The organism is Asticcacaulis aquihabitans, from assembly GCF_032490435.1.
Taxonomy (GTDB): domain Bacteria; phylum Pseudomonadota; class Alphaproteobacteria; order Caulobacterales; family Caulobacteraceae; genus Asticcacaulis.
In genome coordinates, this window is sequence record NZ_JAVGWM010000001.1 from 576,625 (window position 1) to 603,609 (window position 26,985).

28 protein-coding genes are annotated in these 26,985 nt (G+C 59.3%); 15 read left to right on the plus strand and 13 right to left on the minus strand.

Features of this window, described 5'->3' with window-relative positions:
* The first annotated feature begins 64 nt into the window (after positions 1-64).
* Complete coding sequence (locus RCJ00_RS02845; RefSeq protein ID WP_316220130.1) at positions 65-1,372, plus strand: glycosyltransferase; 1,308 nt, start codon at positions 65-67, stop codon at positions 1,370-1,372.
* 57 nt (positions 1,373-1,429) lie between these two features.
* Complete coding sequence (gene ychF, locus RCJ00_RS02850) at positions 1,430-2,542, plus strand: redox-regulated ATPase YchF (protein ID WP_316220131.1); 1,113 nt, start codon at positions 1,430-1,432, stop codon at positions 2,540-2,542.
* A gap of 212 nt (positions 2,543-2,754) precedes the next feature.
* Here ychF and RCJ00_RS02855 read toward each other — a convergent pair whose 3' ends face one another.
* From RCJ00_RS02855 to petA, 3 genes are read right to left on the minus strand one after another with little or no spacing between them, the layout of a single operon-like run.
* A complete protein-coding gene (locus RCJ00_RS02855) occupies positions 2,755-3,621 on the minus strand; it encodes a cytochrome c1 (RefSeq protein WP_316220132.1) in 867 nt (288 codons plus the stop codon).
* Between the two features lie 5 nt (positions 3,622-3,626).
* Positions 3,627-4,919, minus strand: a complete 1,293-nt coding sequence (locus RCJ00_RS02860) for a cytochrome b (protein WP_316220134.1) — start codon at positions 4,917-4,919, stop codon at positions 3,627-3,629.
* Between the two features lie 2 nt (positions 4,920-4,921).
* Positions 4,922-5,461, minus strand: a complete 540-nt coding sequence (gene petA / locus RCJ00_RS02865) for a ubiquinol-cytochrome c reductase iron-sulfur subunit (RefSeq protein ID WP_316220136.1) — start codon at positions 5,459-5,461, stop codon at positions 4,922-4,924.
* Positions 5,462-5,803: 342 nt separating this feature from the next.
* Between petA and RCJ00_RS02870 the strand changes: the two genes are divergently transcribed.
* Positions 5,804-6,271 (plus strand): tRNA (cytidine(34)-2'-O)-methyltransferase, encoded by a 468-nt coding sequence (locus RCJ00_RS02870; RefSeq protein ID WP_316220138.1) that lies wholly within the window; start codon positions 5,804-5,806, stop codon positions 6,269-6,271.
* A 74-nt stretch (positions 6,272-6,345) separates the two neighbouring features.
* Positions 6,346-7,257 carry an oxygen-dependent coproporphyrinogen oxidase gene (hemF, locus tag RCJ00_RS02875; RefSeq protein WP_316220140.1) on the plus strand — a complete coding sequence of 304 codons (912 nt, stop codon included), beginning with the start codon at positions 6,346-6,348 and terminating at the stop codon, positions 7,255-7,257.
* 93 nt (positions 7,258-7,350) lie between these two features.
* On the opposite strand, the gene RCJ00_RS02880 is transcribed toward hemF, so the two are convergent.
* From RCJ00_RS02880 to RCJ00_RS02905, 6 genes are all read right to left on the minus strand, one after another.
* A complete protein-coding gene (locus RCJ00_RS02880; RefSeq protein ID WP_316220142.1) occupies positions 7,351-9,330 on the minus strand; it encodes a potassium transporter Kup in 1,980 nt (659 codons plus the stop codon).
* Positions 9,331-9,758: 428 nt separating this feature from the next.
* Positions 9,759-10,001 (minus strand): YdeI/OmpD-associated family protein, encoded by a 243-nt coding sequence (locus RCJ00_RS02885; protein ID WP_316220144.1) that lies wholly within the window; start codon positions 9,999-10,001, stop codon positions 9,759-9,761.
* 56 nt (positions 10,002-10,057) lie between these two features.
* A complete protein-coding gene (locus tag RCJ00_RS02890; protein ID WP_316220146.1) occupies positions 10,058-10,780 on the minus strand; it encodes a glutamine amidotransferase-related protein in 723 nt (240 codons plus the stop codon).
* Positions 10,781-10,813: 33 nt separating this feature from the next.
* Positions 10,814-12,031 (minus strand): CCA tRNA nucleotidyltransferase, encoded by a 1,218-nt coding sequence (locus RCJ00_RS02895; RefSeq protein ID WP_316220150.1) that lies wholly within the window; start codon positions 12,029-12,031, stop codon positions 10,814-10,816.
* A gap of 32 nt (positions 12,032-12,063) precedes the next feature.
* Complete coding sequence (locus tag RCJ00_RS02900) at positions 12,064-12,582, minus strand: GNAT family N-acetyltransferase (RefSeq protein ID WP_316220152.1); 519 nt, start codon at positions 12,580-12,582, stop codon at positions 12,064-12,066.
* Positions 12,583-12,757: 175 nt separating this feature from the next.
* Positions 12,758-13,513 (minus strand): enoyl-CoA hydratase-related protein, encoded by a 756-nt coding sequence (locus tag RCJ00_RS02905; protein ID WP_316220154.1) that lies wholly within the window; start codon positions 13,511-13,513, stop codon positions 12,758-12,760.
* Between the two features lie 206 nt (positions 13,514-13,719).
* Between RCJ00_RS02905 and RCJ00_RS02910 the strand changes: the two genes are divergently transcribed.
* Together RCJ00_RS02910 and RCJ00_RS02915 are read left to right on the plus strand one after the other, a co-directional pair.
* Positions 13,720-15,165 (plus strand): hypothetical protein, encoded by a 1,446-nt coding sequence (locus RCJ00_RS02910; protein WP_316220157.1) that lies wholly within the window; start codon positions 13,720-13,722, stop codon positions 15,163-15,165.
* Positions 15,166-15,270: 105 nt separating this feature from the next.
* Positions 15,271-16,062, plus strand: coding sequence for a hypothetical protein (locus RCJ00_RS02915; RefSeq protein WP_316220158.1), 792 nt, complete (start codon positions 15,271-15,273; stop codon positions 16,060-16,062).
* A 7-nt stretch (positions 16,063-16,069) separates the two neighbouring features.
* Here the strand turns inward: RCJ00_RS02915 and RCJ00_RS02920 are convergent, their stop codons facing one another.
* Positions 16,070-17,398, minus strand: a complete 1,329-nt coding sequence (locus RCJ00_RS02920) for a dihydroorotase (protein ID WP_316220159.1) — start codon at positions 17,396-17,398, stop codon at positions 16,070-16,072.
* 180 nt (positions 17,399-17,578) lie between these two features.
* Positions 17,579-18,565: a glycosyltransferase family 9 protein gene (locus RCJ00_RS02925; RefSeq protein WP_316220160.1), complete on the minus strand. Its 987-nt coding sequence runs from the start codon at positions 18,563-18,565 to the stop codon at positions 17,579-17,581.
* 94 nt (positions 18,566-18,659) lie between these two features.
* On the opposite strand from RCJ00_RS02925, the gene ygfZ reads away from it, so the two are divergent.
* The 8 genes from ygfZ (at position 18,660) to RCJ00_RS02965 (ending at position 24,790) form a co-directional block, all read left to right on the plus strand.
* Positions 18,660-19,541: a CAF17-like 4Fe-4S cluster assembly/insertion protein YgfZ gene (ygfZ, locus tag RCJ00_RS02930; protein ID WP_316220161.1), complete on the plus strand. Its 882-nt coding sequence runs from the start codon at positions 18,660-18,662 to the stop codon at positions 19,539-19,541.
* Between the two features lie 72 nt (positions 19,542-19,613).
* Positions 19,614-20,198 carry a DNA-3-methyladenine glycosylase I gene (locus RCJ00_RS02935; protein WP_316220162.1) on the plus strand — a complete coding sequence of 195 codons (585 nt, stop codon included), beginning with the start codon at positions 19,614-19,616 and terminating at the stop codon, positions 20,196-20,198.
* A gap of 30 nt (positions 20,199-20,228) precedes the next feature.
* On the plus strand, positions 20,229-20,753 hold the full coding sequence (locus RCJ00_RS02940; RefSeq protein WP_316220164.1) for a DUF805 domain-containing protein: 525 nt from the start codon (positions 20,229-20,231) through the stop codon (positions 20,751-20,753).
* A gap of 19 nt (positions 20,754-20,772) precedes the next feature.
* Positions 20,773-21,348 (plus strand): DUF805 domain-containing protein, encoded by a 576-nt coding sequence (locus tag RCJ00_RS02945; RefSeq protein ID WP_316220165.1) that lies wholly within the window; start codon positions 20,773-20,775, stop codon positions 21,346-21,348.
* 24 nt (positions 21,349-21,372) lie between these two features.
* The gene (locus tag RCJ00_RS02950; RefSeq protein ID WP_316220167.1) at positions 21,373-21,966 is read left to right on the plus strand and encodes a DUF805 domain-containing protein; all 594 of its coding nucleotides are present in this window, start codon (positions 21,373-21,375) and stop codon (positions 21,964-21,966) included.
* Positions 21,967-22,052: 86 nt separating this feature from the next.
* Positions 22,053-22,775 carry a DUF805 domain-containing protein gene (locus RCJ00_RS02955; protein WP_316220169.1) on the plus strand — a complete coding sequence of 241 codons (723 nt, stop codon included), beginning with the start codon at positions 22,053-22,055 and terminating at the stop codon, positions 22,773-22,775.
* A gap of 90 nt (positions 22,776-22,865) precedes the next feature.
* Positions 22,866-23,480 (plus strand): ribonuclease HII, encoded by a 615-nt coding sequence (gene rnhB / locus RCJ00_RS02960; RefSeq protein ID WP_316220170.1) that lies wholly within the window; start codon positions 22,866-22,868, stop codon positions 23,478-23,480.
* A 230-nt stretch (positions 23,481-23,710) separates the two neighbouring features.
* Positions 23,711-24,790, plus strand: a complete 1,080-nt coding sequence (locus RCJ00_RS02965) for a site-specific DNA-methyltransferase (RefSeq protein ID WP_316221080.1) — start codon at positions 23,711-23,713, stop codon at positions 24,788-24,790.
* Between the two features lie 77 nt (positions 24,791-24,867).
* Here the strand turns inward: RCJ00_RS02965 and RCJ00_RS02970 are convergent, their stop codons facing one another.
* Together RCJ00_RS02970 and RCJ00_RS02975 are read right to left on the minus strand one after the other, a co-directional pair.
* On the minus strand, positions 24,868-25,239 hold the full coding sequence (locus RCJ00_RS02970) for a hypothetical protein (protein WP_316220172.1): 372 nt from the start codon (positions 25,237-25,239) through the stop codon (positions 24,868-24,870).
* A gap of 81 nt (positions 25,240-25,320) precedes the next feature.
* A complete protein-coding gene (locus RCJ00_RS02975; protein WP_316220174.1) occupies positions 25,321-26,388 on the minus strand; it encodes an A/G-specific adenine glycosylase in 1,068 nt (355 codons plus the stop codon).
* Between RCJ00_RS02975 and RCJ00_RS02980 the strand changes: the two genes are divergently transcribed.
* Complete coding sequence (locus RCJ00_RS02980) at positions 26,387-26,938, plus strand: DciA family protein (protein ID WP_316220176.1); 552 nt, start codon at positions 26,387-26,389, stop codon at positions 26,936-26,938. The two genes, RCJ00_RS02975 and RCJ00_RS02980, sit on opposite strands and share 2 nt — an antisense overlap.
* Positions 26,939-26,985: the final 47 nt, after the last annotated feature.

Genomic DNA, 26,985 nt, shown 5'->3' on the forward strand with positions numbered 1-26,985 from the left:
ATAGAAATTTGATGGGGCGCGGCGCGAAATACCCAGACGCGGGGGCGTATTCTGAGGATTCGACGTGCCATCTCTTTCTTCTGTTCAGACCATCGTTATGGCGACGCATGGTTCATTCGGCGATTTGCATCCCTTTATTGCCCTTGGTCAGGCGCTCAAGGCGCGTGGCTGCCGCGTAACGCTTGCCACCCATCCAGATTATGCCGCTAAGGTAGAGGCCGCCGGTTTGGCATTTGTCGCCTTCGGCCCCAGCCGCGAAGACTATGTCCGCGACCTGCGGGTCAATCCGGCCGAGATCATTCGGCGTTTGTCCAATGACCACGGTTTCATGATCAAGCGCCTGATCGCGCCCTACCTCGAGCGATCGATTCGCGACATCGCCTCTTACGTCGCCGAAGCCGATGCCGTCCTGGGCTCACCCTTCGCATATGGCGCGCACATTGCCGCCCTTCTGGCCGGCAAGCCGTTTACGACTGTCGCCCTGCAACCGACCGTCATGATGTCGAGCTACGATCCGCCCAAGGTCAAGCAGGCCCCCTTCATATTCGAACCATCTGGCGAATTGGGACGTGCCTATAATCGCCTGATCATGGCGGCCGGTGAACAGATCATGGCCGCCAGCCAAGGCCACGTCCGCCGGATTTATCGCAAACACGGCCTCAATCCGCGCATCGGCCTGGGCGGCATAATCTCCGATCATCGGACCCTGGCCCTCTACTCGCCCCTGTTGGCGCAACCGCAACCGGATTTTCCGCCGCGAACCTACATTGCCGGCTTTCCGTTCTATGACAGCGAAAATGGCCACGCGTCCGCCATGCCTGAACGCCTGCTCACCTTCCTGAATGAAGGCCCGGCCCCGCTGGTCTTTTCCCTAGGAACGGCCATGGTCTATGGCGGAGAGGCCTATTACCGGACCGCCATCGCCGCCGCCAAGCGTCTCAACCGACGCGCCGTTATTCTGTCCGGGCCGGAAAGCCCGCTTCTGAGCGAAGAATTCGGCCTGAACATCTGCGTGGTGCCGTACGCGCCACACTCCCTGCTTCTCCCTCGGTGTGAAGTGATCGTGCACCATGGCGGCATCGGCTCCACCGCCCAGGCCCTGCGCGCCGGGCGTCCGCAACTGGTCACGCCGGTGTTCGGCGACCAGTTCGACAATGCCCGTCGCGTAACCTTGCTCGGCACCGGCCTGCTGCTCGATTTCGACGATTTCACCGTCGAACGCGCCGTGATGCGCCTGCGTCAGGTGCTCTATTCCGATAAGATTGCCGCCACCGCGCAAGCCGTGGCGCCGCTGATCGCGGCGGAGGATGGCGCTGAACGCGCGGCGGATGTGCTGCTGAACGCCAGGAACGTAAATACGCTGGCGGCATAGGTCAAAATGCTTTAGGGAGACGCCAAATCGTTCATTTCCTGAAAAGCTAAGTTTTCCATGGCCCTTAAAGTCGCTATCGTCGGTCTGCCCAATGTTGGCAAGTCCACCCTGTTCAACGCCCTGACCCAGACCGCGTCGGCCCAGGCCGCCAACTATCCGTTCTGCACCATCGAACCGAATACCGGCGATGTCGCCGTGCCCGAACCGCGCCTTGAGGTCCTGGCCAAGATCGTCGGATCGAAGGAAATCATCCCCGCCCGCATCAATTTCGTCGATATCGCCGGTCTGGTGCGCGGTGCCTCGAAGGGCGAAGGCCTGGGCAATCAGTTCCTGGCCAATATCCGTGACTGCGATGCCATTGCCTTCGTCGCACGGTGCTTCGTCGATACGGATATCACCCACGTGGAAGGCCGCATCGACCCGATATCCGACCTGGAAATCATCGAAACCGAGTTGATGTTGGCTGACCTGGAATCGCTGGAAAAGCGCCTGCCCAACCTCGAAAAGCGCGCCAAGTCAGGCGGCGACAAGGAAGCGGCCCTCACCGTTTCCCTGATCCACGCCGCTCTGGCAGAGTTGCGCGATGGCCGCCCGGCCCGCATCGCCTTCGAGAAGGGCAAGATTTCGAAGGAAGACACCAAGGCCTGGGAAATGCTGCAACTGCTGACCAGCAAACCTGCGCTCTATGTCTGCAATGTCGATGAAGAATCGGCTGAAACGGGCAACGAATTGTCCAACAAGGTGGCCGAACGCGCCAAGGCCGACCACGCCAATTCCGTTGTCATCTCGGCCCAGATCGAATCCGAAATCGCCCTGCTCGATGCCGATGAGCGCAAGGAGTTCCTCGAAACCCTTGGCCTGGCCGAACCCGGCCTTAACCGCCTGATCCGCGAAGCGTATAAGCTGCTGGGCCTGCAATCCTACTTCACGGTGGGGCCGAAGGAAGCACGCGCCTGGACCATTCATGCCGGCGATACAGCGCCGCAGGCCGCCGGCGTCATCCACACGGATTTCGAAAAGGGCTTTATCCGCGCCGAAACCATGGCCTTTGATGATTTCGTCAAGTTCAACGGCGAAGCGGGCTGCAAGGAAAACGGCAAGTTCCGTCAGGAAGGCAAGGAATATCTCGTCAAGGACGGCGATATCCTGAACTTCCGCTTCAATGTCTAGGGAAACAGGCGCCTGAAAAGGGAGCCTTTTTCCCACACACCGAGACGACAAAGCCCGCCGGCATTAACCGGCGGGCTTAATTGTTCAACAGGATAGGCCGTTGCGGTGTGGCGAAAAGGGCTGGCTTTCGAGACCCGGCGCGCAGCGTACCTTAAGTACGTGAGCACCGGATCGGAGAAAGACGGCGGTTTGCAGCCCGCCGCAGCGGTCTGTCAGTGTTTGCCGCGCCAGACTTGACGATAGGCCGCATACGTCACGCCCGCCATCAGAAGCAGGAACAGAATGACCGCAAAGCCCATCTGCTTGCGTTCGGTGGCATGGGGATCGGAGGCCCATTCCAGGAAGGCCGCGACATCGGCCGATTCCTGACGAAGGGTCGCCTTGGTGCCATCGTCATAGGTGACCTTGTCATCGACCAATGGGGGCGGCATGGCCAGAACGCCACCAACCGGCACCTTGTGCGGGTCGCCCGACCACTGCGTTCCCAGTGAACCGTGGACGTACGGGTTATAGTGTTGGGTGTCGGCGATCTTCAGGCCAGCTGGCGGTGGCGCAAAGCCGGCCAGCAGGGAGGCGACATAGTTGGCGCCGCCTTCGCGGGCCTTGGTGATGACCGACAGGTCCGGCGGAACCGCGCCGGAATTGGACGCTTTCGCCGCTTCTTCATTCTTGAACGGCGACGGGAAGCGATCCGAGGTCGTGCCCTTGCGGGTGACTTCGTCGCCCGTGTCCGGATCGATGTCCGCCACGTCGAATTCAGACGCGATCTGCTTCACGATCGGGTTGTCGTTCGGGTTCTTATACTTCGGATCGTAGAAGGGGCCGCCCTTCTGACCGAGGTTGCGGAACGACATCAGGTGCATGGAGTGACAGGCGGCGCAGACTTCGCGATAGACCTTATAGCCGCGTTGCAGCTGAGCCTGGTCGAAGGTGCCGAATGGACCTTCGAACGAGAAGTGGTGATCCTCCGGCTCCTTGTGCTGGCTGGCACTGGCCAACGCCTGGGTGCCCGCCGTCAAAGAAAAGGCGACGGCGAGGCCGGCAACCAGTTTGAGGGTGTTCGTCATAAAGGCAGACATGTGACTTAGCCCTTCTTCTTGGCGGTATGGGCAGCCAGGACGGCTTCGGAGATTGAAGCCGGCACGGGCAATGGATCTTCCTTCAGGCCGATCCATGGCATGATGATGAGGAAGAAAGCAAAATAGTAGAGAGCCAGGATCTGCGACAGCCACACGACCTTCAGGCCCAGCGGATTGCCGTGCGAGTCAGTGGTGATTGAGAAGACCAGATCGTCGGGCAGTTGGCCACCGCACCAGCCAAGGCCAATACAGGCGATGACGAACAGGACGAAGAACCAGCGCATGACCGGACGGTAGCGCATGGACTTGACCTTGGACGTGTCCAGCCACGGCAGGGCGAAGATCAGCGCGATCGCGGTGAACATGGCTATGACGCCCATCAGCTTATCCGGGATGGCGCGCAGGATGGCGTAGAACGGCAGCATGTACCATTCGGGCACGATATGCGACGGAGTTTGCAGCGGATTGGCCGGCACATAGTTGTCGGCGTGGCCGAGCGCGTCGGGCGCGTAGAAGACGAAAACCGAGAACATGATCAGGAAGAAGATCATGGCCAGGCCATCCTTCACCGTCGCGTACGGCGTGAACGGCAAGGTGTCTTCCTTCGATTTGATTTCGACACCGGTCGGATTGTTCTGACCGGTCACATGCAGCGCCCAGATGTGCAAGACGACGACGCCGGCAATGACGAATGGCAATAGATAGTGGAGCGAGAAGAAACGGTTCAGCGTCGGATTATCGACAGCAAAGCCGCCTTGCAGCCAGGTCAGGATCGACGGACCGACGACCGGAATGGCGCCGATCAGGTTAGTGATGACGACCGCGCCGTAGTAGGACATCTGGCCCCATGGCAGGACGTAGCCCATGAAGGCGGTGGCGATCATCAGGAAGTAGATGATACAGCCGAGCAGCCACAGAACTTCGCGCGGTGCCTTGTACGAGCCGTAGTAGAGACCGCGGAACATGTGGATGTAGACGGCGAAGAAGAACATCGACGCGCCGTTGGCGTGGACGTAGCGGATCAGCCAGCCATAATTGACATCGCGCATGATGCGCTCGACGCTATCGAAGGCCAGGGCAGCGTTGGCGGTGTAGTGCATCGCCAGAATGATGCCGGTCAAAATCTGGACACCGAGGCAGAGCGACAGGATGCCGCCGAAGGTCCACCAGTAGTTCAGGTTTTTCGGGGTCGGATAGTCGACGAAGCTGTCATAGGCCAGACGGACGATGGGCAGACGCGAGTCCAGCCACTTTTCTATGCCGGTCTTCGGCTCGTAGGTTGAGGAATGATCGCTCATGTTTAACCCACCTTGATCTTGGTGTCGGAAAGGAAGGTGTATTCCGGAACTTCGAGATTCTTCGGCGCAGGTCCCTGACGGATGCGGCCCGAAGTATCGTAGACCGAGCCGTGACACGGGCAGAACCAACCGCCGTAGTCGCCCAGGCCGAAGTTTGGCACGCAGCCCAGGTGGGTACAGACCCCGATCAGCACCAGATACTTTTCGTGGCCCGCCTTGACGCGCTCGGCGTCAGTCTGCGGATCGCGGAATTCGCTGAGCTTCTTGTCGTCGGCGCGAGCAGCGTCGATTTCCTTCTTGGTGCGGTAGCGGACGAAGAGTGGCTTGCCGCGCCACTTAACGACGGCCTGCATCCCCTCTTCGACCTTTGACAGGTCATATTCGATTGACGCCAGAGCCAGAGTGTCGGCGGCCGGATTCATCTGGCCGATCAGCGGGACGGCAACCATTGCCGCGGCGCCGACGGCGCCCGCACCCGCCGCAATGTAAATAAAGTCGCGACGGTTCGGATCTTGTCCGGCGTCTGTTACAGGTTCGCTCACCTTGCCACCTCTTCGAAATCGTAATCCGTCCCTAGCTTATCGTGCCAAGGCCCGATTCACTCTAGTATTTTTCTTAAGTACTCATGACTGATTCCGTTAACAAAGTAATCCTCTGCAACGGACTCGGCGCACGGGCTAATTGCCAAATGCGTCTATAACCACAATTCCGTGACGGATACAAACTGGCAAGGCACTTTTTCTCGCCAAATTTTCGCCACGCAGTTTCCTTTTTTCGTTCAGCTTCCTGCGAATAGCTTGCAAGTAAACGCTTTAGGCTGGACAATCTCCTATCGAACTTGGCAAAACGCGCCCTCTCCCGCCGATTTGAAAGGCTGAAACCCGTTGCGCCTGGCTCTCTACCAACCTGATATACCGCAAAATCTCGGCGCCGCCATCCGCCTGAGTGCCGCCTTCGAAACCCCGCTCGATGTCATAGAACCTTGCGGCTTCCCCTTGAATGACAAGGCTATAAAGCGCGCCGCCATGGATTACGGCCGCTGCGCCAAAGTGTCGCACCACATGTCGTGGGACGCTTATCTTGGCTTTGTCGGCGAAACCTTGCCCGGGTCACGCCTTATTCTGTTCACCACCCGCTCGGCGCAACCGGCCTACGGTTTTCAATTCCGGCCCGACGACATCCTGTTGATGGGCCGCGAAAGCGCCGGCGCGCCCGACGAGGTCCATGCCCGCGCCGATGCGCGCCTGTTTCTCCCCATAAGCCGCGACGCCCGTTCGATTAACGTCATCAACGCCGCCGCCATGGCGCTGGGCGAGGCCTTGCGTCAAACGGACGGGTTTCCTGTGCGGTGACGAGCCAGTGGGCGTCTTCAGGATGCTCGCGAACGCCCTATGCAATTGCCCAGAATTCACGCTAAGAGTTTTTCATGACCCAACCGCTCCTCTCCGCCGATACGCCTGCCCATCATGTGCTTTCCGAGCGCCAGAGCGCCGCCGCCGCATGGTTTCGCACCTTGCGCGATTCTATCTGCGTCGCCTTTGAGCAACTCGAAGACGAAGCGACAGGCTATGCCGGCGCGCCGGGACGCTTTGAGCGCACACCTTGGGACCGAGCGGATGCCGTAAGTCCGAGCGGCGGCGGTGGCGGAGAAATGTCGATTATGAAGGGCCGGCTGTTCGAAAAGGTCGGCGTGCATATTTCAACGGTACATGGCAGCTTTTCGCCGGAATTCGCCAAATCCATCCCTGGCGCCGCCGAAGACCCGCGCTTTCACGCCACGGGTATTTCGTTGATCGCGCACATGACCAATCCGCATGTGCCGGCGGTCCATATGAACACCCGCTTCATCACCACGACACAAAGCTGGTTCGGTGGCGGCGCGGACCTGACACCGCTGATGGCCGCCGATCGGCGCCAGGACGCGCCGGACGCCCTCGCCTTCCATGCTGCCTTCAAGGCCGCCTGCGACGCAGCCGATCCCGCCTATTACGACAAGTTCAAGGCCTGGTGCGACGAATACTTCCACCTGCCCCACCGGAACGAACCGCGCGGCATAGGCGGCATCTTCTACGACCATTTGAACAGCAATGACCATGACGCTGATTTTGCCTTTACCCAAGCGGTCGGCAAGGCCTTTCTCGACATCTATCCTACCATCGTGCGGGGCCGGATGATGCAACCGTGGACAGAGGACGAGCGCGAAGCGCAGCTTATTCAGCGCGGTCGCTATGTCGAATTCAATCTGCTCTATGATCGCGGGACTATTTTCGGATTGAAGACAGGCGGTTACGTGCCGTCGATCATGTCCTCCATGCCCCCTGTGGTGAAGTGGCCGTAACGGAAACCGTTACGGCCTGACGACGCCTCATGGCTCTCATTTTTTTGTAACGCCTCATGCCGAAAAGTGGAGTCCACTTTTCGGCATGAAGCTCTAGACCGTGACCTGGGTGCCCAGTTCGACGACGCGTCCGGGCGGAATATGGAAGAATTCAGTCGGATTGGCGGCGTTCTTCATCAGGAAGATGAACAGCTTGTCTTGCCACAAGGGCATGCCGGAATTGGCCGACGGTACGACCGAACGTTTGCCAACGAAGAAGCTGGTGGCCATGATGTCGAACTTGAGGCCCAGCTTGCGGCACAGACCCAGGGCGCGCGGCAGGTTCGGACTTTCCATGAAACCGTAAATCAGGGTCACCTTCTTGAAGTCTTCGTTGATGACCTCGATGGAGACGCGATTGCCTTCGGCCACGCGCGGCACACCAACTGTTTTCACCGTCAGGATGATATTCTTTTCGTGTAGCACCTTGTTGTGCTTGAGGTTGTGCATCAGAGCCACCGGCGCGGATTCAGCGTCAGAGGTCAGGAAGATGGCCGTCCCCGCCACGCGGTGCGGTGGACGTTTCTTCAACATCTCGATCAGGTCGATAAGCAGAACACTGTCGCGGCGCGCCTTGTCAGTCAGTGTCTTGGTGCCGGTCGTCCAGGTCAGCATCAGGACGATCAAACAACCGCCAAAGGCCATCGGCATCCACGCGCCGGTGAAGAACTTGGTGAGGTTGGACGCCATGAAGACGGCCTCGATCACGCCAAGCGGCACAAGCAGAGCCAGGGTTTGCAGACGCGACCAGTTCCAGGTCTTGCGGATGACGACATAGGCCATGATCGTACTGATGAACATGGTGCCCGTAACGGCGATACCGTAGGCCGAGGTCAGGTTGTCCGAGCTTTGGAACACAAAGATCAGCACCAGGACGCCGATCATCAGCATGGTATTGACCTGAGGCACATAGATTTGCCCGGCCTGCGTCTCACTGGTCCGCTGGATATCGATGCGCGGCAGAAGGCCAAGCTGGACGGCCTGCTGGGTCATCGAAAAGGCGCCGGTGATAACGGCCTGGGAGGCGATCACCGTGGCCATGGCCGCCAATATCAGCACCGGCCAGTAGAACATGTCCGGCACCATGCGCCAGAACGGATTGGCGCCGGCGGACGGGTCTTCCAGCGTCATCGCGCCCTGGCCCAGATAGTTGAGGATAAGGGCGGGAAAGACGATCCAGACCCAAGCCGTGTTGATCGGCTTCTTGCCGAAATGACCCATGTCGGCATAAAGCGCTTCAGCCCCAGTGACGACCAGGAAGACCGAGCCCAGAATAACAAAGCCGGTAAACCCGTTGGCCATCAGGAACTGAAGGCCATAGTGCGGGCTGAGCGAACTCAGGATATCCGGGCGCTGAACGATATAGAAGATACCGAGCGCCGCGATGACCACAAACCATAACAACATGATCGGCCCGAAGAAGCGGGCGACCTTCTCCGTTCCCTTGGCCTGAACCAGAAACAGTCCGATCAGGATGACCATGGATACGGGTACAACCAGATGGTCGAGACTATGGCCGACATTGGGCGCGTCCTTGAAACCTTCGATCGCCGACATGACCGACAGGGCGGGTGTGATCAGGCTGTCGCCATAAAAGAGGGCCGCGCCGCAGATACCGAGGAAAAATATGGCGGGCGAATATTTGCCGAGCGCCTTTTGCGCCAATGCCATGAGCGCCAGGGTGCCGCCTTCCCCCTTGTTGTCAGCCCGCATCAGGAAGATGACGTATTTGACCGTCACCAACAGCAAAAGCGTCCAGAAGACCAGGGATATAACTCCGAAGGTCGCCAGGTGTGGGTCAGTGCCTGCGCGGGTATGGCGCAAGGCTTCCTTCATGGCGTAAAGCGGGCTGGTGCCGATATCGCCAAAGACAACGCCGATGGCGCCAACGGCTAGCCCCCAAAAGCCGGCATTGCCATGGCCGTGGCTGCTAATCGCCTCGGCTTCGGCATCGGGCACCTTGCCATCACCCAATACAACGCCCGACACCGGCGCGTCCGCGCAGGTGGGATTCGAAGAGCCTTCAGTGGTCATAAGTGATCTCCGTGCCGAAAGCGGCTGGGCAGGCAGCACATGTGTACGCGAAAACAAAGCCGGATGGTCATATCACGATGCCGCCCGTAGGAAGACTATAGTCATTAGGCTCATATCAGAGCGTCTGGACGCGGTATAGCCGGAGTCGCCAAGGCGCGCATCCGGCGTTAGAGAACAGCCGTATGGACTATCTAGGGGCAATTTCAACTGTATTGTTGTGGGAGGATGTGAGCGATCCGGGTGAGGCCGCAAAACGGTCACAGGTCCGAAATGATATCGGTTTGACATTTTGCTCTATCTAGACGGGATCTTATATAGGCGGCGTATAATTTCTGTATATTTTTTGTATAGACGTGGCCAGCGGCAACCGTCTGCGTGGGCAAGACATATGCCCGGTTACCGCCCTGTGGAGACGCCTGGCGAGCTTCCTAGCCGGTCCAGCGCATCTTCATGTACAGTCCGCCAGCCTCGAGTTCGTCGAGCATTTGATCGATGCGCTTTTGCCGCGTTTCTTCACGCTTCGCGCGGTCGATCCAGCCAATATAGTCGTTCTGCTGATACGGCGGGCGCCCTTCGTATGTGTCGTACAGGCCACGATCCTTCAACAGCCGCCGGATGTCGTCGGGCATGGGATGGATATCGCGGGTCAGGGGGCGGCCGTCTGTGGGCATGCGGAATCCTTTTTGCTGGCGGCCAGCAAACACGATCCCGGATCAAAAGTCAGTAATTATACGGTCAGAAATTTTGAAATCGCACCCAGCAGGTCATGGCGATGGCTGGGCCGTTTCAGGGTCTCCACCGCCTGATCGACCAGGGCGGCATCGATGCGGATGCCGCGCCGGCTGATCAGCAGCTCCGACGCAAAGTCTTCGCAAAATTCCGGATGGCACTGGAAGGACAGGCCCTTGCGGCCGGTATAGTAGATCGCGCCATGCGGCGTGAATTCGGATCCAGCCAGCACAATGGCGTTGTCCGGCAACTTTACCACCTGATCCTGATGCGTAACGGCGCAGGCGATGGTTTGCGCCCCCTTCCCGGCCAGGGTCTGCCACAGGTCATGGGCCTGAACATTGTATTCGTGCAAGCCCACGCCCCATCCCTTGGGCGATTTTTCGACATGACCGCCCCAGGCCTGGGCCATCACCTGGTGGCCGAAACAGATACCGACGACGGGGGTTTGGGTATCGAGCGCGCGCAGCCACTCCATCAGGGCAATAATCCACGGATCGCCTTCGTAGACGCCGGCCGGAGAGCCGGTAATGACGACCCCTTTCAACTGGGCATCGTGTGGTGGAAGTTCGCCGGCCAGGGTCTTAAACACTCGAAACGCGCGGCCTTCGCCGGCCAGGAGCGTCGAAAACATGTCGGCATAACTGCCGTAGGTGGCATCCAGTCCCGCCGGAGGAATGCCGGTCTCAAGAATGGCGATATAATCGTCTGTACGCATCATACTCTCGGCCCCGAAACACGACCTCAATTTGGGCTATTTCGCAAGTGCGTCAAGAGCCCGATCAATCACGCTTTGTGAAAAATCATTGTTAACCCAATCGGTTTCCAATTGCTTAAGCGCCTGGCCGAGCTCCGGCCCGGCCGAAATGCCACGCGTCATCAGATCCGCCGCCTTGACCGGGAATACCGGAATGTCCAACCCCGCCAACATGTTCATGACATAGGCCACCGCCGACGGCGCCTTGGCCTGATGCGCCGCAGCCAGATACACGGCGTCTTCGGTCGCCTGACGTCCATGAAGATACATAAGGCGGGCGAAGGGCGCATTGTCCGCCAGCGCATCCAACGCCTTTCCTGCGTCGCGCAAGCGATTGTACAGCCGTTGAGACAGCTTAAGCCGCGTCTGCACGGCGTGCAGCGCCGCGGCAGACAGGCCAATACCACCGTCAAGCAAGGCGATGAGCCGGATATCCACATCGTCGGTCAGCCCGCAGACCGCCGCAAATTCCGGCAGGTCGCTGCCCCTGCCCAGCCACCCCGGAATGACGTGCGGCATCACATCATGGGCCTGCATGGCGGCAAACGCCGGCAAAGGGTTGGCCAGTTTCAGGGTTTTTAGCACCTCTTGTTGGATGCGTTCGCCGGACAACCCGTCAATCCCCACTTTCAATGCAACACAGGCCGCCAGCGATTCGGCATCGATATCGCGCGCATAGCCAGCGGAAAAGCGGAAGAAGCGCAGGATACGCAGATAGTCTTCGCGGATACGCTCTTCGGCCACACCGATGAAGCGCACCCGTCCGTCCTTGGCGTCGCCTATGCCCAGCCCTGTCGGATCATAGACCGTCCCGTCAATATCGGCATAGAGGGCGTTGAGATTGAAATCGCGCCGCAGGGCATCCTTGGCCCAGTCCGTGGTAAAGCTCACAACGGCGCGACGGCCGTCGGTTTCGACGTCTTCGCGCAAGGAGGTAATTTCGTACGGTTCACCTTCGACGACGGCGGTAATCGTACCGAACGCCTTGCCTGTCGGCACGTGGCGGATACCGGCGGTGGTAAGCGCTGCTTCGGTTTCGTCGGGCGTCAGTTGCGTCGACAGGTCAAGATCGCTGATCGGCTTTCCCATCAGCGCGTTGCGGACGCACCCACCGACGAACCGAACGCAGCCCCGCCCCCCCTTGGCCTCCAGCGCGGAAAAAACGGCGCGCGTCGCGGCCGACTGCATATCTTCGGACAGGGGAATAGTGGTCATGATTCGAAAGTTAGGCTGTTCGCCGCCCGATATCAAATGACCTTGCACACCTTGCCCGACACAGTGATGTCTGGCTGGCCATAGCGAATGAGAAGACGATTGGGATCGACCGGACCGGGTAAGGTAATGTTTCGAGCCTTTTCGAAGCCGAACGGCTTGAAATAGGACTGCGATCCAACCAGCAGCACGGCACGCAGTCCCTTGGCGAAAGCGCCATCGACGCAGGCCGCTATCAGTTGCTTGCCTATACCCCGTCCGCGCTGCTCTTCCTCCACCACGATCGGTCCGAGAAAAGACAGGGGCTCATAGGTATTGGCGTCGAAGTCATGCACAAAAATCGGCCACATGCGCACCGACCCGACAAGACGCTCCCCTTGAAAGGCCACGAAACTCAGGTCTTGGATGATCTCAGAGTCTTCACGCAGGCGCTCGGCGGTTTTGACATAACGGCCCGGCCCAAACGCGCGGTCGGTCATGGCAATGATCCGGGCGTTCAGGTCCGGCGTTTCCAGGGAAATTTTAAAATCCAAAGCCAGTGCGTCCAGAGCCAAATGCCTGCCCCTTGAAGGTGTCGTTCACATAAGCTTTTTGCCGAAACCGGCAAACAGCCCGCGAACCCTGGCGGCGAAATAAGACCAGCGCATGACGCGGTCAATAAAAATACGGGGTTAATGCGCCCTGCCCCACGCAATTAATACATCAGTTTATGTCAAATTACCTATAGGCTCAGCGGGCCAGGAACGCCGCGAAAGCCGCCTGGGCTTCGGAACTGATCAACTGCTTGCGGAAAATGGCGCCCTCCTGGCGAATAACCTGCCACAGGGCTTCCGGGTCGCGCATGAACGCTTTGGTGTGACGCAGGGACGACGGTGACAGCCTGACCAACCTTTCCGCCATATGGCGGGCGGCATCGTCGAGCCCGTCACGCGCGACGACGGTATTGACGAGCCCGAGGTCCTTCGCCGCCTCCGCGCCGATGACTTCGCCCAATGCCATCCAGGCAAAGGCCCGCTGATGGCCGATGCGGGCCGGCAGCAACAGGGTCGAACCGGCTTCTGGTACTAGGCCGAGCTTAAGGAATGGCAGGGATAGACGCGCATCATCCGACGCCACAACCAGATCGCAGTGTAGAAGAAGGGTGACGCCGACGCCGACCGCCTGGCCCTGGACAGCGGCGATCAAAGGCTTTTCGAAAAAGGTAATGGCCTTGAGAAAGCGAAAGACCGGCATGTCATCGTGATCGGCAGTGTCGTCCTGAAACAGCGCAAGATCCTGGGCGAAGTCGAAAATATCGTTGCCGGCACAAAAATCGGCGCCTTCGGCACAAATGATCACCGCGCGGATGGCGTCGTCGGCAGCGGCCTGTGTCAGGCCATCGGTCAGGGCGGCATACATGGCCTTGGTCAAAGCGTTCTTCTTGGCCGGGCGGTTCAGCCGCAGCGTCATAACGCCGGTGTCTATGGTGGTGATAATGTCGCTCATGGCGGGGCTCCCTGTTTATACGGGTGTAGCGGAAGTTGACGCAAACGGCAACCACGCCAGAGGGGCAAACCGACAGGTGCGTGCCCATGGCGGTAACGCGTTAGGCCTTGCATTCGCCACATCTCGGAAATAAACCTATTGAAATTTAATTCGCCGCGTAGCACATCGCGGCCTACTTACAGGTTGAGCCGCGGAGAGTCGCCCACATGAACCTATTTCCGAAATTTACGCGCATAGCCGAACGGGCTAAAACCGTCGCTATCGCTTTGAGCCTGGCGGTGATCGCCGGCGTTGGCGCCAATGCCGCCTACGCCGCACCGAAAAAGGCCGAACCGGTCGCCGCGACCGGCGAATTCAAGATCGATCCGGCGGTCCAGGCCAAGAGCCTGACCGAGGTCGGACCGATGATCGCCCTCGCCAAGATCAACTGCGAGCCGGTCGACGCCTATCTGATGGGCGGCACCGAATTTGATAAGAACGGCGCCAAGGTCAAGGGCCAACTTTACGAAGTGGCGTGCAAGACCGGTCCCGGCTTCGTCATCACCAGCGTATCGCCGACCGAAGTCGGCCAGGCCTTTACCTGTTCGCTCGCCGCTAAGCTTCAGGAAACCCGCAAGGACTCCATCCTGTGCCTGCTGCCGGAAAACAAGCCCCACTACAAGTGGCTGCAATCGGTCGTACAACCCTTCATTCCGGGCTGCGAAATCAACAATGCCCGCGTCATTGGATCCACAAGCACCGCTCCCCTCATCGACCGCTATGAAGTCGGTTGTGCTGGCCATGCGGGTGGGGTTCTGGACTACGCCCAACTCGGCCAAACCGCACCGACCGAATTCAAGAGCTGCATCCTTCTGGAAGGCTCAAACTCGGCCTGCCAGTACACGACCAAAGAGCAGATGATGGAGCCGCTTAAGGCCGTCGCCAAGGTCGCTGACGCGGATTGTCAGGTAAATAATGCCCGCTTTGTCGGCGTCACTACCGCGGGCGATGGTTACTATTACGAATTCGGCTGCGCCAACAAGCCAGGTTTCATCGTGGCCACCAAGGTCGACAATACGTTCGAACGCAGCGTTCCGTGCGCCAGCGCCGCCGGTCTCGGCGGATGTAAATTCACGGACGCCGGCGCGGCCATGGCTGACGCCAAGGGCGCCTTTTCTGCCCAACTCGCCAAGGGCGGCTTCCCCTGCACTGTCGAAGACTACAACGTTGTCGGCACCCAGGAACAGACCAAGCGTGACTATATCGAGTTCAAGTGCAAAGAGCAGCCCTGGGGCCTGATCGGCTTCGTGCCGCAAACGGGTAGCAAGTCCGCGCTCAAGGCCTATGATTGTTTCATGGACGCCACTGTTCGCAAAAGCTGCACGCTGACCACGACGACCACCCTGACCGCCCAGGTCGACAAGCTGATCAAGATCGCCCAGCCGGGCAAGGATTGCGATGTCGGCGAAGTCCGCTACATTGGCGAATCCGACAGCGTTGAAAACGCCGTCCTGGTCGAAGTCGCCTGCAAGAACAAGCGTGGCTATCTTGGCGTTCTGTCGCCAGACCGTAACAAGCTGACCGACTCCGTGCCCTGCAAGATCGCCAAGGCGCACAAGGATCCAATCCAGTGCGAGATCAAGGACAACGGCACCTACGCTTCGGCTGACTAAGACAGCACCTGGCGTGATATCCGGCCCGCGTGGTTTTCGCCACGCGGGCCTTTTTCATGTCCATTTGCTGGGTTAGACAGTTTAGCTAAGGCCTTGGAGACAGTGATGAAAAGACGCATTTTACTGACGGCGGCGATATGTCTGGCCGCGCCGCTCGCCGGCTGCGACCAGATCAATGCCTGGCTCCATCCCAAGCCAAAGGATAATAGTTTTCTGGTGGTAGACGCGCCTCCGCCTAAGGCCATAGTCGCTCTCTATCCTGGTCAAGACCAGATAAGCGTCCAGGCGCGCGCCGGCGATTGTGCAACTGCCGATCGCTGCCATATATGGCAGGACGGCAAGTGGATGCCCCTCCCTGCCGATGCGTCCAAGAGCTTGCCGCTTCTGGCCGTGACTCAGCCTGCGGAAGGCAGCTACAGCGACGCGCTGTGGCGCAAGGTCGGCAATGACCGCGCCGTGCTGGTGAACAGTCAAGCCGGCGCAGGCAATTTCGACGTCGGCAAGTTCGATGGCCTGCGCATCGGTTTGAAGGCGGCCGGACGGACGACCTACGTCACAGCCTACGGGCTGGAAGGCGCGGATAATCATCTGACCGGGGCGCAAGGTGATGTCATTATCGCCAACGGCACGGTCTGGCTGTTGCAGCGACGCCCGGATGGATCGGCCGTTCTGGCCGACCTCTTCGCCCAGTGGGCCAAGGCCCAGCCAATCATATGCCTCCCCGGCCTGGCGCTCGACCTGGCGGGACAATGGGCCGGTCCGCCGGAAAAGGCACTGTCGCCCGATATCTACGTGTCGCGCGTGACCGACACGCCGGAACACAGGGATGACGACGCGCACCGGCAGACGGTTCTGGCCACCTGCGCCTCCGGTCCGGCGATGTCAAAATCCCGATAGGGTAAACCTACAGGCTTTCCATAAATCGGCAGGCCTCGCCTTGCGACGGCCCGACGATTTCGTCGTCACGCATGACCACCTTGCCGCGAATGATGGTGGCCTTGGGCCAACCGGTCACTTCCATGCCATCGAACGGCGTCCAGCCGGAGCGCGTGCGCATGTCGGCATGGCGCAGGACGCGCTTATGGTTGAGATCGACCAGGGTGACATCGCCGTCATAGCCTTCAGCCATACGGCCTTTGCCCGCCACACCGAAGACGCGCTGGGCGCCGGCCGAGGTCAAATCAACCAGGCGTTCAAGCGACAGGCGGCCATTGGCGACGTGGGTCAGCATGACCGGCAACAGGGTCTGCACGCCCGGCATGCCCGACGGCGAGGCCGGATAGGGTTTGGCTTTTTCTTCGAGGGTGTGGGGAGCGTGATCGGATCCGAGCACATCGGCGATTCCGCCCGTGATGCCGTGCCACAGACCTTCGACATGATAGCGGTCGCGGATCGGCGGATTCATCTGGGCCAATCCCTTCAGGCGCTCATAGGCTTCCGGAGCTTCCAGCGTCAGATGCTGAGGGGTGATTTCGACGGTGGCGATGTCCTTATGGCCGACCAGGAATTCGATCTCTTCGCGCGTAGTGACGTGCAGCACGTGGATGCGCTTGCCCGCTTCGCGCGCCAGACGGACCAGGCGCTCCGTCGATTGAATGGCCGACTGGGCATCGCGTACGAAATCATGGCTGGTCCAGTCGCCTTCGCGCGCCAGGGGGCGCCGTTCGGCCAGGCGATATTCGTCTTCGCTGTGGAAGGTGGCGCGACGATTGACATTGGCCAGAACATTGGCCACGCCCTCATCGTCGGCAATCAGCAGGGTCCCCGTGGAGGCGCCCATAAAGACCTTGACGCCGCAGCAGCCCTTCAACCGCTCAAGCTCCCCCAGGTCATGGACATTTTCGTGAGTGCCGCCGACATAGAAGGCGTGGTCGCAATGCATACGATGATGCGCCCGCTTCAGCTTGTCGGCAAATGCCTCGGCATCCGTGGTGGTAGGGTTGGTATTCGGCATTTCGAAGACCGCGACCACACCGCCCATGACGGCGGCCTGAGATCCCGTTTCCAGGTCTTCCTTCCATTCCAGGCCCGGTTCGCGAAAGTGCACCTGAGTATCGATAACGCCCGGCATGGCCAAAAGCCCGGTGGCGTCGAAGATTTCTCCGGCCGACGCATGGGACAGGTCGCCGAAACCGGCAAACTTTCCGTTGACGATGCCGATATCGCCGCGCCCCCGGCCCGCATGATTGATGATGTCCGCGTTACGGATAACCAGGTCGAAATTTTTAGCCACGGGAGAATCCTTTCAGTCGGGCGGACACTAGAGCGCTTCCGGATAAGGTGTCAGCACTTTTCACGGCGGTCAGGCGGTAAAAACAAAAAAATGCCGCCATAACCGTTCCGTCCAATCGTTTATGGTTTTAGTCCCGCCGCCGCGTCTGGGCAAGGCCGCGCACCATTACGTGAAGGCTATTTAATTGACGGCATCGGTTGACAGTATGACGCCACCGGCTTCGCTTTCGACCACCGCCGCAACGCGTTCGATGGTGAGATCCAGCATATGACACACCGTCTGTTTCAACTTCGGATCTACAGCCTGTATCTCGGCCAGACTGCGTGGGCCACGAATGACGTGAACATTGCGCCCGATTGGCGCGGTCGATTCGTCCGATGGTCCGAATAGGCCGAAGGTCGGTGCACCGGCAGCGGCGGCCAGATGGAACCAAACCTCGTCATTGCCGATAAACACCGCCGCATGCCTCAGCGCCGCATAGGCGGTCAGCAGGCTATGAGTTTCGCCGACCTCTAGAACCTGAGCCCGCGGCGTCGCCATGCGTAGCGCCTGAAGCGTGTCGCGTTCGGTGTCGGCGCCGATGACCAGCAAACGATGATTGGCGAAGGGGCCGTCTTCACGCATCAGGCGCGTGGCCAGAACCGCGAAGCGCTCGGTCGGCCAGCGACGCCCAAGCCAGCCTGCCCCCGGCGCGATTACGATAGCCGGAGCCTCTCCGCGCCCATTGTCAATCAGGTTGCGCACCTGCGCTTCGCGGCGCGCAGACACGCGCAATCCGGGCGCGACCTCGCCCGGCTGGAGTTGGAGCTTGGCGCTGATCTGCTCCAGGACGCCAGCGGGATCATTGGGGTTGAGGGTGAAACGCGTCTTGGCCTTCATCATGCGCGAAATCAGGGTAGGGCCGATATCGACAACCAATCCCCAGCGCCGTCGACTGAGTTCGCTTAAGGTCCCCAGCGCCTTGAGGTGAAATAAGGCGCCATCGAAGGCTTGTATCTCATCGACAAACTGATCATCTTCAAACAGCTGCGCCGAAGCGGATGTCGTGGCAAGCGTAATGCGGGCATGGGGAATTTCGTGCTTCAAACGCGCGATTACGCCACTCAGGGCAAGCACCTTGGCGGGATCGCAAATGGCCAGCAGGAGAATCGGGAAGTCACCCTTCATGTTGCATACTTAATCCGTAACCACCCCATACGTAAACGCTCCATAACCCAACGCGCCAGACACACCCCCAATTGAAACGCCATCGAAAAAATCAATGATTGACCATACTATTGTCCACCTGTCACACCGTGCTCTGATCTCCGTCTCCGGTCCTGACTGGGCGTCATTCCTGAAGGGACTCTGCACGGCGCATATCGACCCTTTGGCCGAGGCGGCAAACAAGGGGGAATTCCTTAAACCGTACTATGGGGCTTTTCTGCGGCCTCAAGGAAAAATGATCTGTGACGCCCTGCTGCACGCGGTATCGTCAGATGAGGTGCGAATCGATATCCCTCTATGCGAACGCGACGAACTGGTCGCTAAACTGAACATGTATCGGCTTCGCGCCAAGGTGACAATTGCGCCGATCGACCTGCCGGTCCATGTCGCATTCGGTCATAATCTGCCGGACGGTTTCATGGTGGATCCACGAAAATCAATCATTGATTCAAACTTTGGCGTGGCCTACGGGTGGACGGGCGAAACGACGGACCTGGCCGCGTGGACGGCCTTCCGGTTTGCGCAGGGTTTGAGCGATCCGGGCCTGGATTTCGCCCGCGACGACCTCTACCCCATCGACGCCAATCTCGATCTTCTCGGCGCCATTGATTTTCACAAGGGCTGCTATGTCGGTCAGGAACTGACGTCGCGAATGAAGCGTCGCGGACAGATAAAGAACCGCATATTGCCTTTCCGCTATGTAGGTGATCGTTTGCCTGCGACCGGCGCGGAGGTTCTTAGCGGCGAACGCCGTGCCGGCTACGTCCTGGCGGCAGAAAACGGCCTTGGTCTCGGCTTGATACGAGTCGACCGGCGGGGCGGCCCCCTGTCGGCCGACAGCATCGAAATGATGCTGAACATCCCAAACTGGATCGCGCCTCACCTGCCGGAAACTGGGCCAGAAATTGGGCCGAAAATTGGCCCTGGGGATGTATAAACATTGGTAAGATTCGGTGATATTACATGAGTAAGAACGAGAAATCTATTTATAAATTAACAGGTTATACAAATGTGCGATAAGCCGCGCTGCTCATGGCCGAAAGCCAACCCTCTGTATTGCGCCTACCATGATGACGAATGGGGCGTGCCAGAATTCGATTCCCGCGCCCTGTGGGAGAAGCTTGTGCTCGACGGGTTTCAGGCCGGCCTTGCCTGGATTACCATCCTGCGCAAACGCGACTCCCTGCGGGCCGCCTTTGCCGGCTTCGACCCTGAAAAGGTCGCCCGCTTCGACGATACGGATATCGAGCGACTTATGAACGATACGGGCATTATCCGCTCGCGCGCCAAGATACTGGCAGCCATAGACAGCGCCCGGCTGACCCTTAATTTGCGGGATCGCGGCATCGCCTTCACGGATTTTATCTGGGAGGCCCAGGACCGCACGCCCGTGACCAATCATTTCCGTCATGGAGAGATTCCGACCGAAACCCAGGCATCGCGTGATCTGGCCAAAAAGCTCAAAAGCGAGGGGTACAAATTCTGCGGCCCGGTGATCGTCTATGCCTTCATGCAGGCGGTCGGCATGGTCAACGACCATACCGTCGATTGCTTTCGCCATGGCGAGGTTGCGGCCATGGCCAAAAAGGGCTAGCCTTTATCGAAACTGATTTCGGGGACCGATATGGAACAGATGTTTTTGCCGTTAAAGCGCTACGCGCAGTTCAACGGCCGGTCCCGCCGCACCGAATACTGGCTTTGGTTTCTGTTCCAGGTCATGGCGGCCCTGGCGTTCAGCATCCTGACCAGGATAATCGGCGACGTAGCTCTTACATTGAACCGACTCTTCTCGCTGGCCATTTTCCTGCCGACCCTGGCGGTCGCCGTGCGACGCTTTCACGATATCAACCGTACCGGTTGGTGGGTCGTTTTCCCGTTGGCGGTTTTCCTCATTGCCTTAGTCGTTTATCTGTCAATGAACGGGGCGAACTTCATGAGCCAGATGACGCTTCTGGGCAGCCTCGGGCCAAATCCAACACCTGAGCAGATCACAACTGTTCTGCCTGTCATCCTGTCCTTGATGTGGGTCTTCCTGGCCTACACCGCCGCCGCCATCGTAACATTAGTGTTCAACCTGATGGACGGCACACCGGGCCCAAACCGGTTTGGCCCTGATCCCAAAGGTCGCGGCAACGCCAACGTTTTCTGAGCAGCGCAGGAAGCCCGGCATGTCAAAAACACCCGCCATGTTGCGCCCGTTTTTCAAATATGCCGAGTTCAGCGGCCGGTCCAACCGCGCCGAATTCTGGTTGTTTCTGTTGCTGATGTACCTGTTCCTCGCGGTTCTGGCCGCGTTTGTCATAGGCTCGGCGTACCGCAATGGTCGTATTGACACTGACCAGGCGCTCTTCGCCTATTTGCGCTGGTCGCCTGTCTACAGCCTGATCAATCTGGCTATGCTGGTTCCCTATCTGGCGGTGGCCGTGCGCCGGTTGCACGATACCGGCCGATCAGGCTGGTGGCTCGTCATGCCGGTCGCCGTATCGGTAGTGGCCTATGTTGTTGCGTTTGCCGTCAATGGACCGCAAATCATAAGTTTGATGATGAACATGGTCAGCCAGATGCCAACCGATCCAGCCCTGACGGCCAATCCCCTGACGGTTCTCAAACTGGAATGGCCGATTTTCGAACTTATGCTGCCCTGGGTCGCGATCCCCAGCGCTCTCGCGCAAATCGTCGTCTACATCCTTTGCGCCCTGCCCGGCACTCCGGGTCCCAATCGTTTTGGCGTTTCGCCCACCTGACTTTACAATCTGAGGAGACCATATATGTCCAGCGTACCTCTGATGTTCCAGCCCTTGGTTAAATATGTCGACTTCCAAGGACGCTCCCGCCGTTCCGAGTTCTGGCTATGGGTTCTGTTCCGTATCCTCGTCGGCGCGGTAATGGGAACGATTGCCACCAGCTTCATGCTGACCGGCATCAACCTGAACAGTCACAATCCGGAACAATTCATGGGCCGTTACCTTCAGATCATGCCGGTATTCAGCCTGATCAATCTCGGCCTACTGCTGCCTAGTCTGGCGGTTGGCGTCCGCCGGCTGCACGACATCAATCGCACAGGCTGGTGGCTGGTCATGCCTATTGTCGTGGCGTTCGCCGGCATGATCCTATTCTTCATCGTCTTTGGCTCGCAGTTTTTCACGCTCCTCGGTTCTGAGGGACAGATGAGCGACGCCCAGACCGCGCAATTCGTCTTTCAGATGTTGGGCTCGATGTTCCTGTGCCTCTTTTTGCCCATTCTGATTTCCCAGATCGTCATGCTGGTCTTCTACGTCACGGACGGCACACCCGGCCCCAATCGTTTCGGATCCGATCCCAAGGGCCGTGGCCTGCCCGCCACGCCGGAAGTGATGTTTTAACCATAAGACTTAAGCCTGTTTTCAAGGCTTTCCTGTAGGATGCGGCCAATAGTATCGCGTACTGGCCCATCCCGCAGGATCCCCCAATGCCCCTGTTTTTACAGCCCTTCGTCAAGTACGCCGATTTCAATGGCCGCGCGCGGCGCGCCGAATATTGGCAATGGTTTGCATTTCAAAGTTTTGCTGGTGTCATTTTCGAAGTTCTGAGACTCTCCGGCGGGAACAGGTTTATCGTCCTGTTCCAAGGCCTCTTTTCGCTCGCAATTCTCATCCCGTCCATCGCGGTCGCCGTTCGGCGCTTTCACGACACTGATCGGACGGGCTGGTGGGTTATACTTGCGCCCGCCGCCGTCATCATTGCCCTTTTGGTCTATTTTGTTAGCCTTGGCGCGACATTCATGACGGGCCTGCACCACGTCAACGGCGGTACGCCAGCCAGCGAGGCGTGGACCTCGCCGCACGCCATTCCCCCCCAGATCTGGATTCTTTTTGCCTATATGGCGCCAGCGACAGTCACCTTCGTCTTCCATATCCTGCCCGGAACCCAAGGCAGCAATCGCTTTGGCCCTGATCCAAAGGGTGATGGAAGTGAGGTCGCCCGTGTATTCGAAGGCCCCGCTCATGAACGGGCCACACGCGAAAGTCACGATAAGGGCGACGCGCCGCATACCCCCGTGTTCGATTTCAGTCCTGCGGGCAAGACTCAGATGCGGACCGTCGCACCGGTCATAGAAAGCCCGGCCTATCCGACACGCCCCACGGCCCCGTCCAGCACAGCCGCCCGGCCGACCTTTGGGAAACGCCGCTAGTCGAGTGGCCGAAAAAGGCCATTTGGTTCCTATCATGAGGCGCTAAAGGCTCTCAACATTTGCCGCAAAGCGGTTTATGAGCGAGTCATCATGGCCGATTTTAGTTTCGAAACCACCCTGAACGGACGCATCTGTGGCGTCGACGAAGCCGGACGCGGACCGTGCGCCGGCCCTTTGTGCGTCGCCGCCGTCATTCTGGACCCCGCGCGCATTCCTGACGGCATAGACGATTCCAAGGCCTTGACCGAGAAGCGCCGCTTCGAACTGGAGCCGCTGATCAAGGAAGCCGCCATTTGCTGGTCAGTGATCACCATGTCGGTTGAGGAAATCGACTGCCTGAATATTCTGGCCGCCACCATGGAAGGTATGAAACGGGCAGTCGAAGCGCTTATCCCTTGCGCCGATCACGCCTTGATCGACGGCAATCGCTGCCCGAAGCTGGATATTCCCTCCACTGCCGTTGTCGGCGGCGATGCACGCTCCCTGTCGATCGCGGCGGCCTCCATCCTGGCCAAGACCGCGCGCGATCGTATAATGATCGAAATGGATATCACCTACCCGGTCTACGGCTTCAAAAAGCATAAGGGCTACCAGGCCGGCGCCCATCTCGAAGCGCTGCGCCTGCATGGCCCCTCGCCCATTCATCGCACCAGTTGGGCCACCATCCGCGACCTGTCACGTGAGCCGGGCATCCCCGCCGAATAACCCCAAACACGGCCGGGTGGGGCAAAAGTGAGTCTTTTCGGACTCACTCGTAAAAAAGTGAATCCGACCGATTCGCCAACATGGTTAATTTAACCACCCATTAACTGCGTACTGATTCTAGTGAACGGATTCAGGGAGTTACCTGCCCTGCGGCCCCAAACGGGCCCGATACCCGTGTCAGAAGGATCTACGTCTTGCGCAAATCGACCGCCCTCCAGTCCGCCCCCGTCATGCAGGCGCCGCTCAAGCTCGACACCATATACCCCGGTGAGTGCATCGAGGTGCTGAAATCACTGCCCGACAACAGCGTCGATCTGGTTTTCGCCGATCCACCCTATAATCTTCAGCTCGGCGGCGACCTGCTGCGTCCGGACAACTCCAAGGTCGACGCGGTCGATGACGACTGGGACCAGTTCGCGTCGTTTGAAGCCTATGACAAGTTCACGCGCGAATGGATGCGCGAATGCCGCCGGGTCCTTAAGGACGACGGCGCCATCTGGGTCATCGGCTCCTATCACAACATCTTCCGTCTCGGCGTCGCCATGCAGGACCTGGGTTTCTGGGTCATGAACGATGTCATCTGGCGCAAGAACAACCCCATGCCGAATTTCAAGGGCACGCGCTTCACCAATGCGCACGAAACCCTGATCTGGGCGACCAAGGCCAAGGGCCAGAAGCGCTACACCTTCAATTACGACGCGCTGAAAGCGTTCAACGAAGACACGCAGATGCGCTCCGACTGGACCATTCCTCTCTGCACGGGCGATGAGCGCCTGAAGGACGAGAACGGCAACAAGGCGCACCCCACCCAAAAGCCGGAAGCTTTGCTGTACCGCGTCCTGCTGGCCTGTTCCAAGCCCGGCCATGTCGTACTCGATCCCTTCTTCGGGACAGGCACGACCGGCGCGGCCGCCAAACGGCTCGGCCGCCATTTCGTCGGCATCGAACGCGACCCCACCTATCAGAAGCTGGCGGCCGAACGCATTGCCCGCGTTGTCCCGGCCAAGGAATCCGATCTGGCCGTCATGGGCTCCAAGAAGGCCGAACCGCGTGTGCCCTTCGGCGCCCTGGTCGAAGCCGGCCTTATCCACCCCGGCGATACGCTGTATTGCCCCAAGGGTCAGAAGACCGCCCGCGTTCGGGCAGACGGCTCATTGGTGCATGGCGATCTGTCCGGCTCCATCCACAAGATGGGCGCGATGATGGAACAAAGCCCGGCCTGCAACGGATGGACCTATTGGCGCTTCAAGTCCGACGCCGGTCTCAAGCCAATCGACGATCTGCGCTCACGTATCCGCCAAGGACACTAAAGCGGAAATACGCTTCCGCGGTACCAGGAGCACGGACCGGCGTCCGTGCTCTTTTCATATGCCTATACTGACAGGTGTCAGACGGCCAGGTCAAAACGCACAGTGACGCAGACCTGACGCCCCTCGGTCGGGCTCCCGGACCGGGTATAGTCCGCAACGATCCAGCTTTCGACATTTCGAATGGCGGCGCGGACAAAGCCGGTCTCAGCATCCGCTTCGCCCGCAGGCTCGCAATCGGCCAGATGGCCGGAATGCGTGATGGAACAGACGAGCGTGACGCTTTGCCCCGTATCCCTGTCCGTGGCATCAATGTGATCGGGGCGGTAGCGCGTCTGTTCGGGGCGATAATAGAAGATCAGGTCGGACAGATCGACATAGTCCTCCGCCAAGGCGGGCGAGCCGCCAAAGCACAATAGGCATAACGCCCCGACCTTCACGAAGCGACGCATAACCATTTCCCTGCCTGTTTATTTTGTCGGCAGGGTAGAAGTTTTTGACATTTTTGTCAAAACCCGGCGGGACAGCGTCTTTTATCGGAACAGATCGGGCTCCACGCGGGCGTCTTTCAGTTTCAGCGCCTTGGCAAACACGGTCGGCAGAGCCTTTTCGCCGACGTGCATCCATTGCCAGGCATTATTATCGCGCAGCAGCGCCGTCGCCTCAGCCTCGGACACGGCCTTGACCCACACCTGCTGTGTCAGAGCAAAATGGGTAAAGACGTGTTCGTAACTGCCGGCCAGGCGCCAGCGCACTTCCGGCGCGCCGTACGGCTCGGCGCGCCATTCGGCATGTGGCAACCCCAGCATGCCGCCCAGCAATCCCTTGTCCGGCCTGCGCTCGACGATCACCCGGTCGCCATTCAGCATGACATAGGCGACACCATGACGACGGGGCTTTGGCGCCTTGGCCAGCTTGACCGGAAACCGCTCCTGATCGCCGCGCGCCTTGGCCGTGCAAGCTACGCTCAGCGTGCATTCGCCACAGGCCGGAGATTTCGGCCGGCAGATCAGATTGGCCATATCCATCAGGGCCTGCGGCCAGTCCCCGGCGCGCACTGCGTCTACCCATTGCGCCGCCGCATCGCGCACCAAGGCCTTGCCCGCCGGCAACGGCGTTTCGATGGCGTAGAGCCGTGTCATGATCCGCTCGATATTGCCGTCTACCACATTGGCGGGCAATCCGAAGGCGATGGCCGCGACCGCTGCCGCCGTATAGGGGCCAAAGCCGGGCAGTTTCAGCAGTTCCGTTTCGCTGGCAGGAAAGACGCCGTCATAGTCGCGCACGACGGTCCGGGCGCATTCCAGCAGCTTGCGCGCCCGGGCGTAATATCCAAGCCCCGCCCATTCGGCCATCACCTTACCGTCGTCGGCCGCCGCCAGGTCGCGCACGCCCGGCCACAGCTTAAGGAACTTTTCATAATAGGGTGTGGCGTGCGGCACGGTCGTCTGCTGCAACATGACTTCGGACAGCCAGACGCGGTAGGCATCCCGCCCGCCCTCGCGCCATTTGAGCTTTCGGCCATGGCGATCGTACCAATCAAGAAGACCGGCCCTTAAACGCGCGACAAGCGCCGTGTCCTTCAGTATAATCGTCGACATGAAACGCGAACTGCCATCCCTGGAAGAATCGGTGCGCATCTTACGCACGACTCGCACTCGGCGTATGCCCAAGGCACCGCCAGCCGTACAAAAACAGGTTCAGCCCCTTCTGAAAAGCCTGCAATCGCGTTTCGAAGCCATGGACGACGGATCGGGCAAGCTGAAAAACCGCTGGAACGAGATTGTCGGCGAAAACCTGGCCAAGCTCAGCGAACCCGTCCGCATCGTAAAGGGCCGCCAATCGACCAGTGGCGCGCTGGAAATACGCGTCGCCAATTCGACCCACGCCACCTTGATCACCCACAACTCCTCGACACTCATCGACCGCATCAACCTCTTCCTCGGCGCGCGGACGATTGAGCGCATACGCATCATCCAGGGCGTTATGGCCCAACCGAAGACGACGGCACCTATCGTCAGGCCAAAACCTTTGTCGGCGCAGGAAGAATTGAGCCTGCAACACTCCCTGGCCGACGTGACCGACGACAAGCTGAAAAAGACCTTGCTGAAGCTCGGTCGCTCTGTGCTTAAACGCGAAAATATGAAGTAAGGCGACGTGCCATATTTACAGCGCAAAGGAACGCTTTAAAAAGGCCG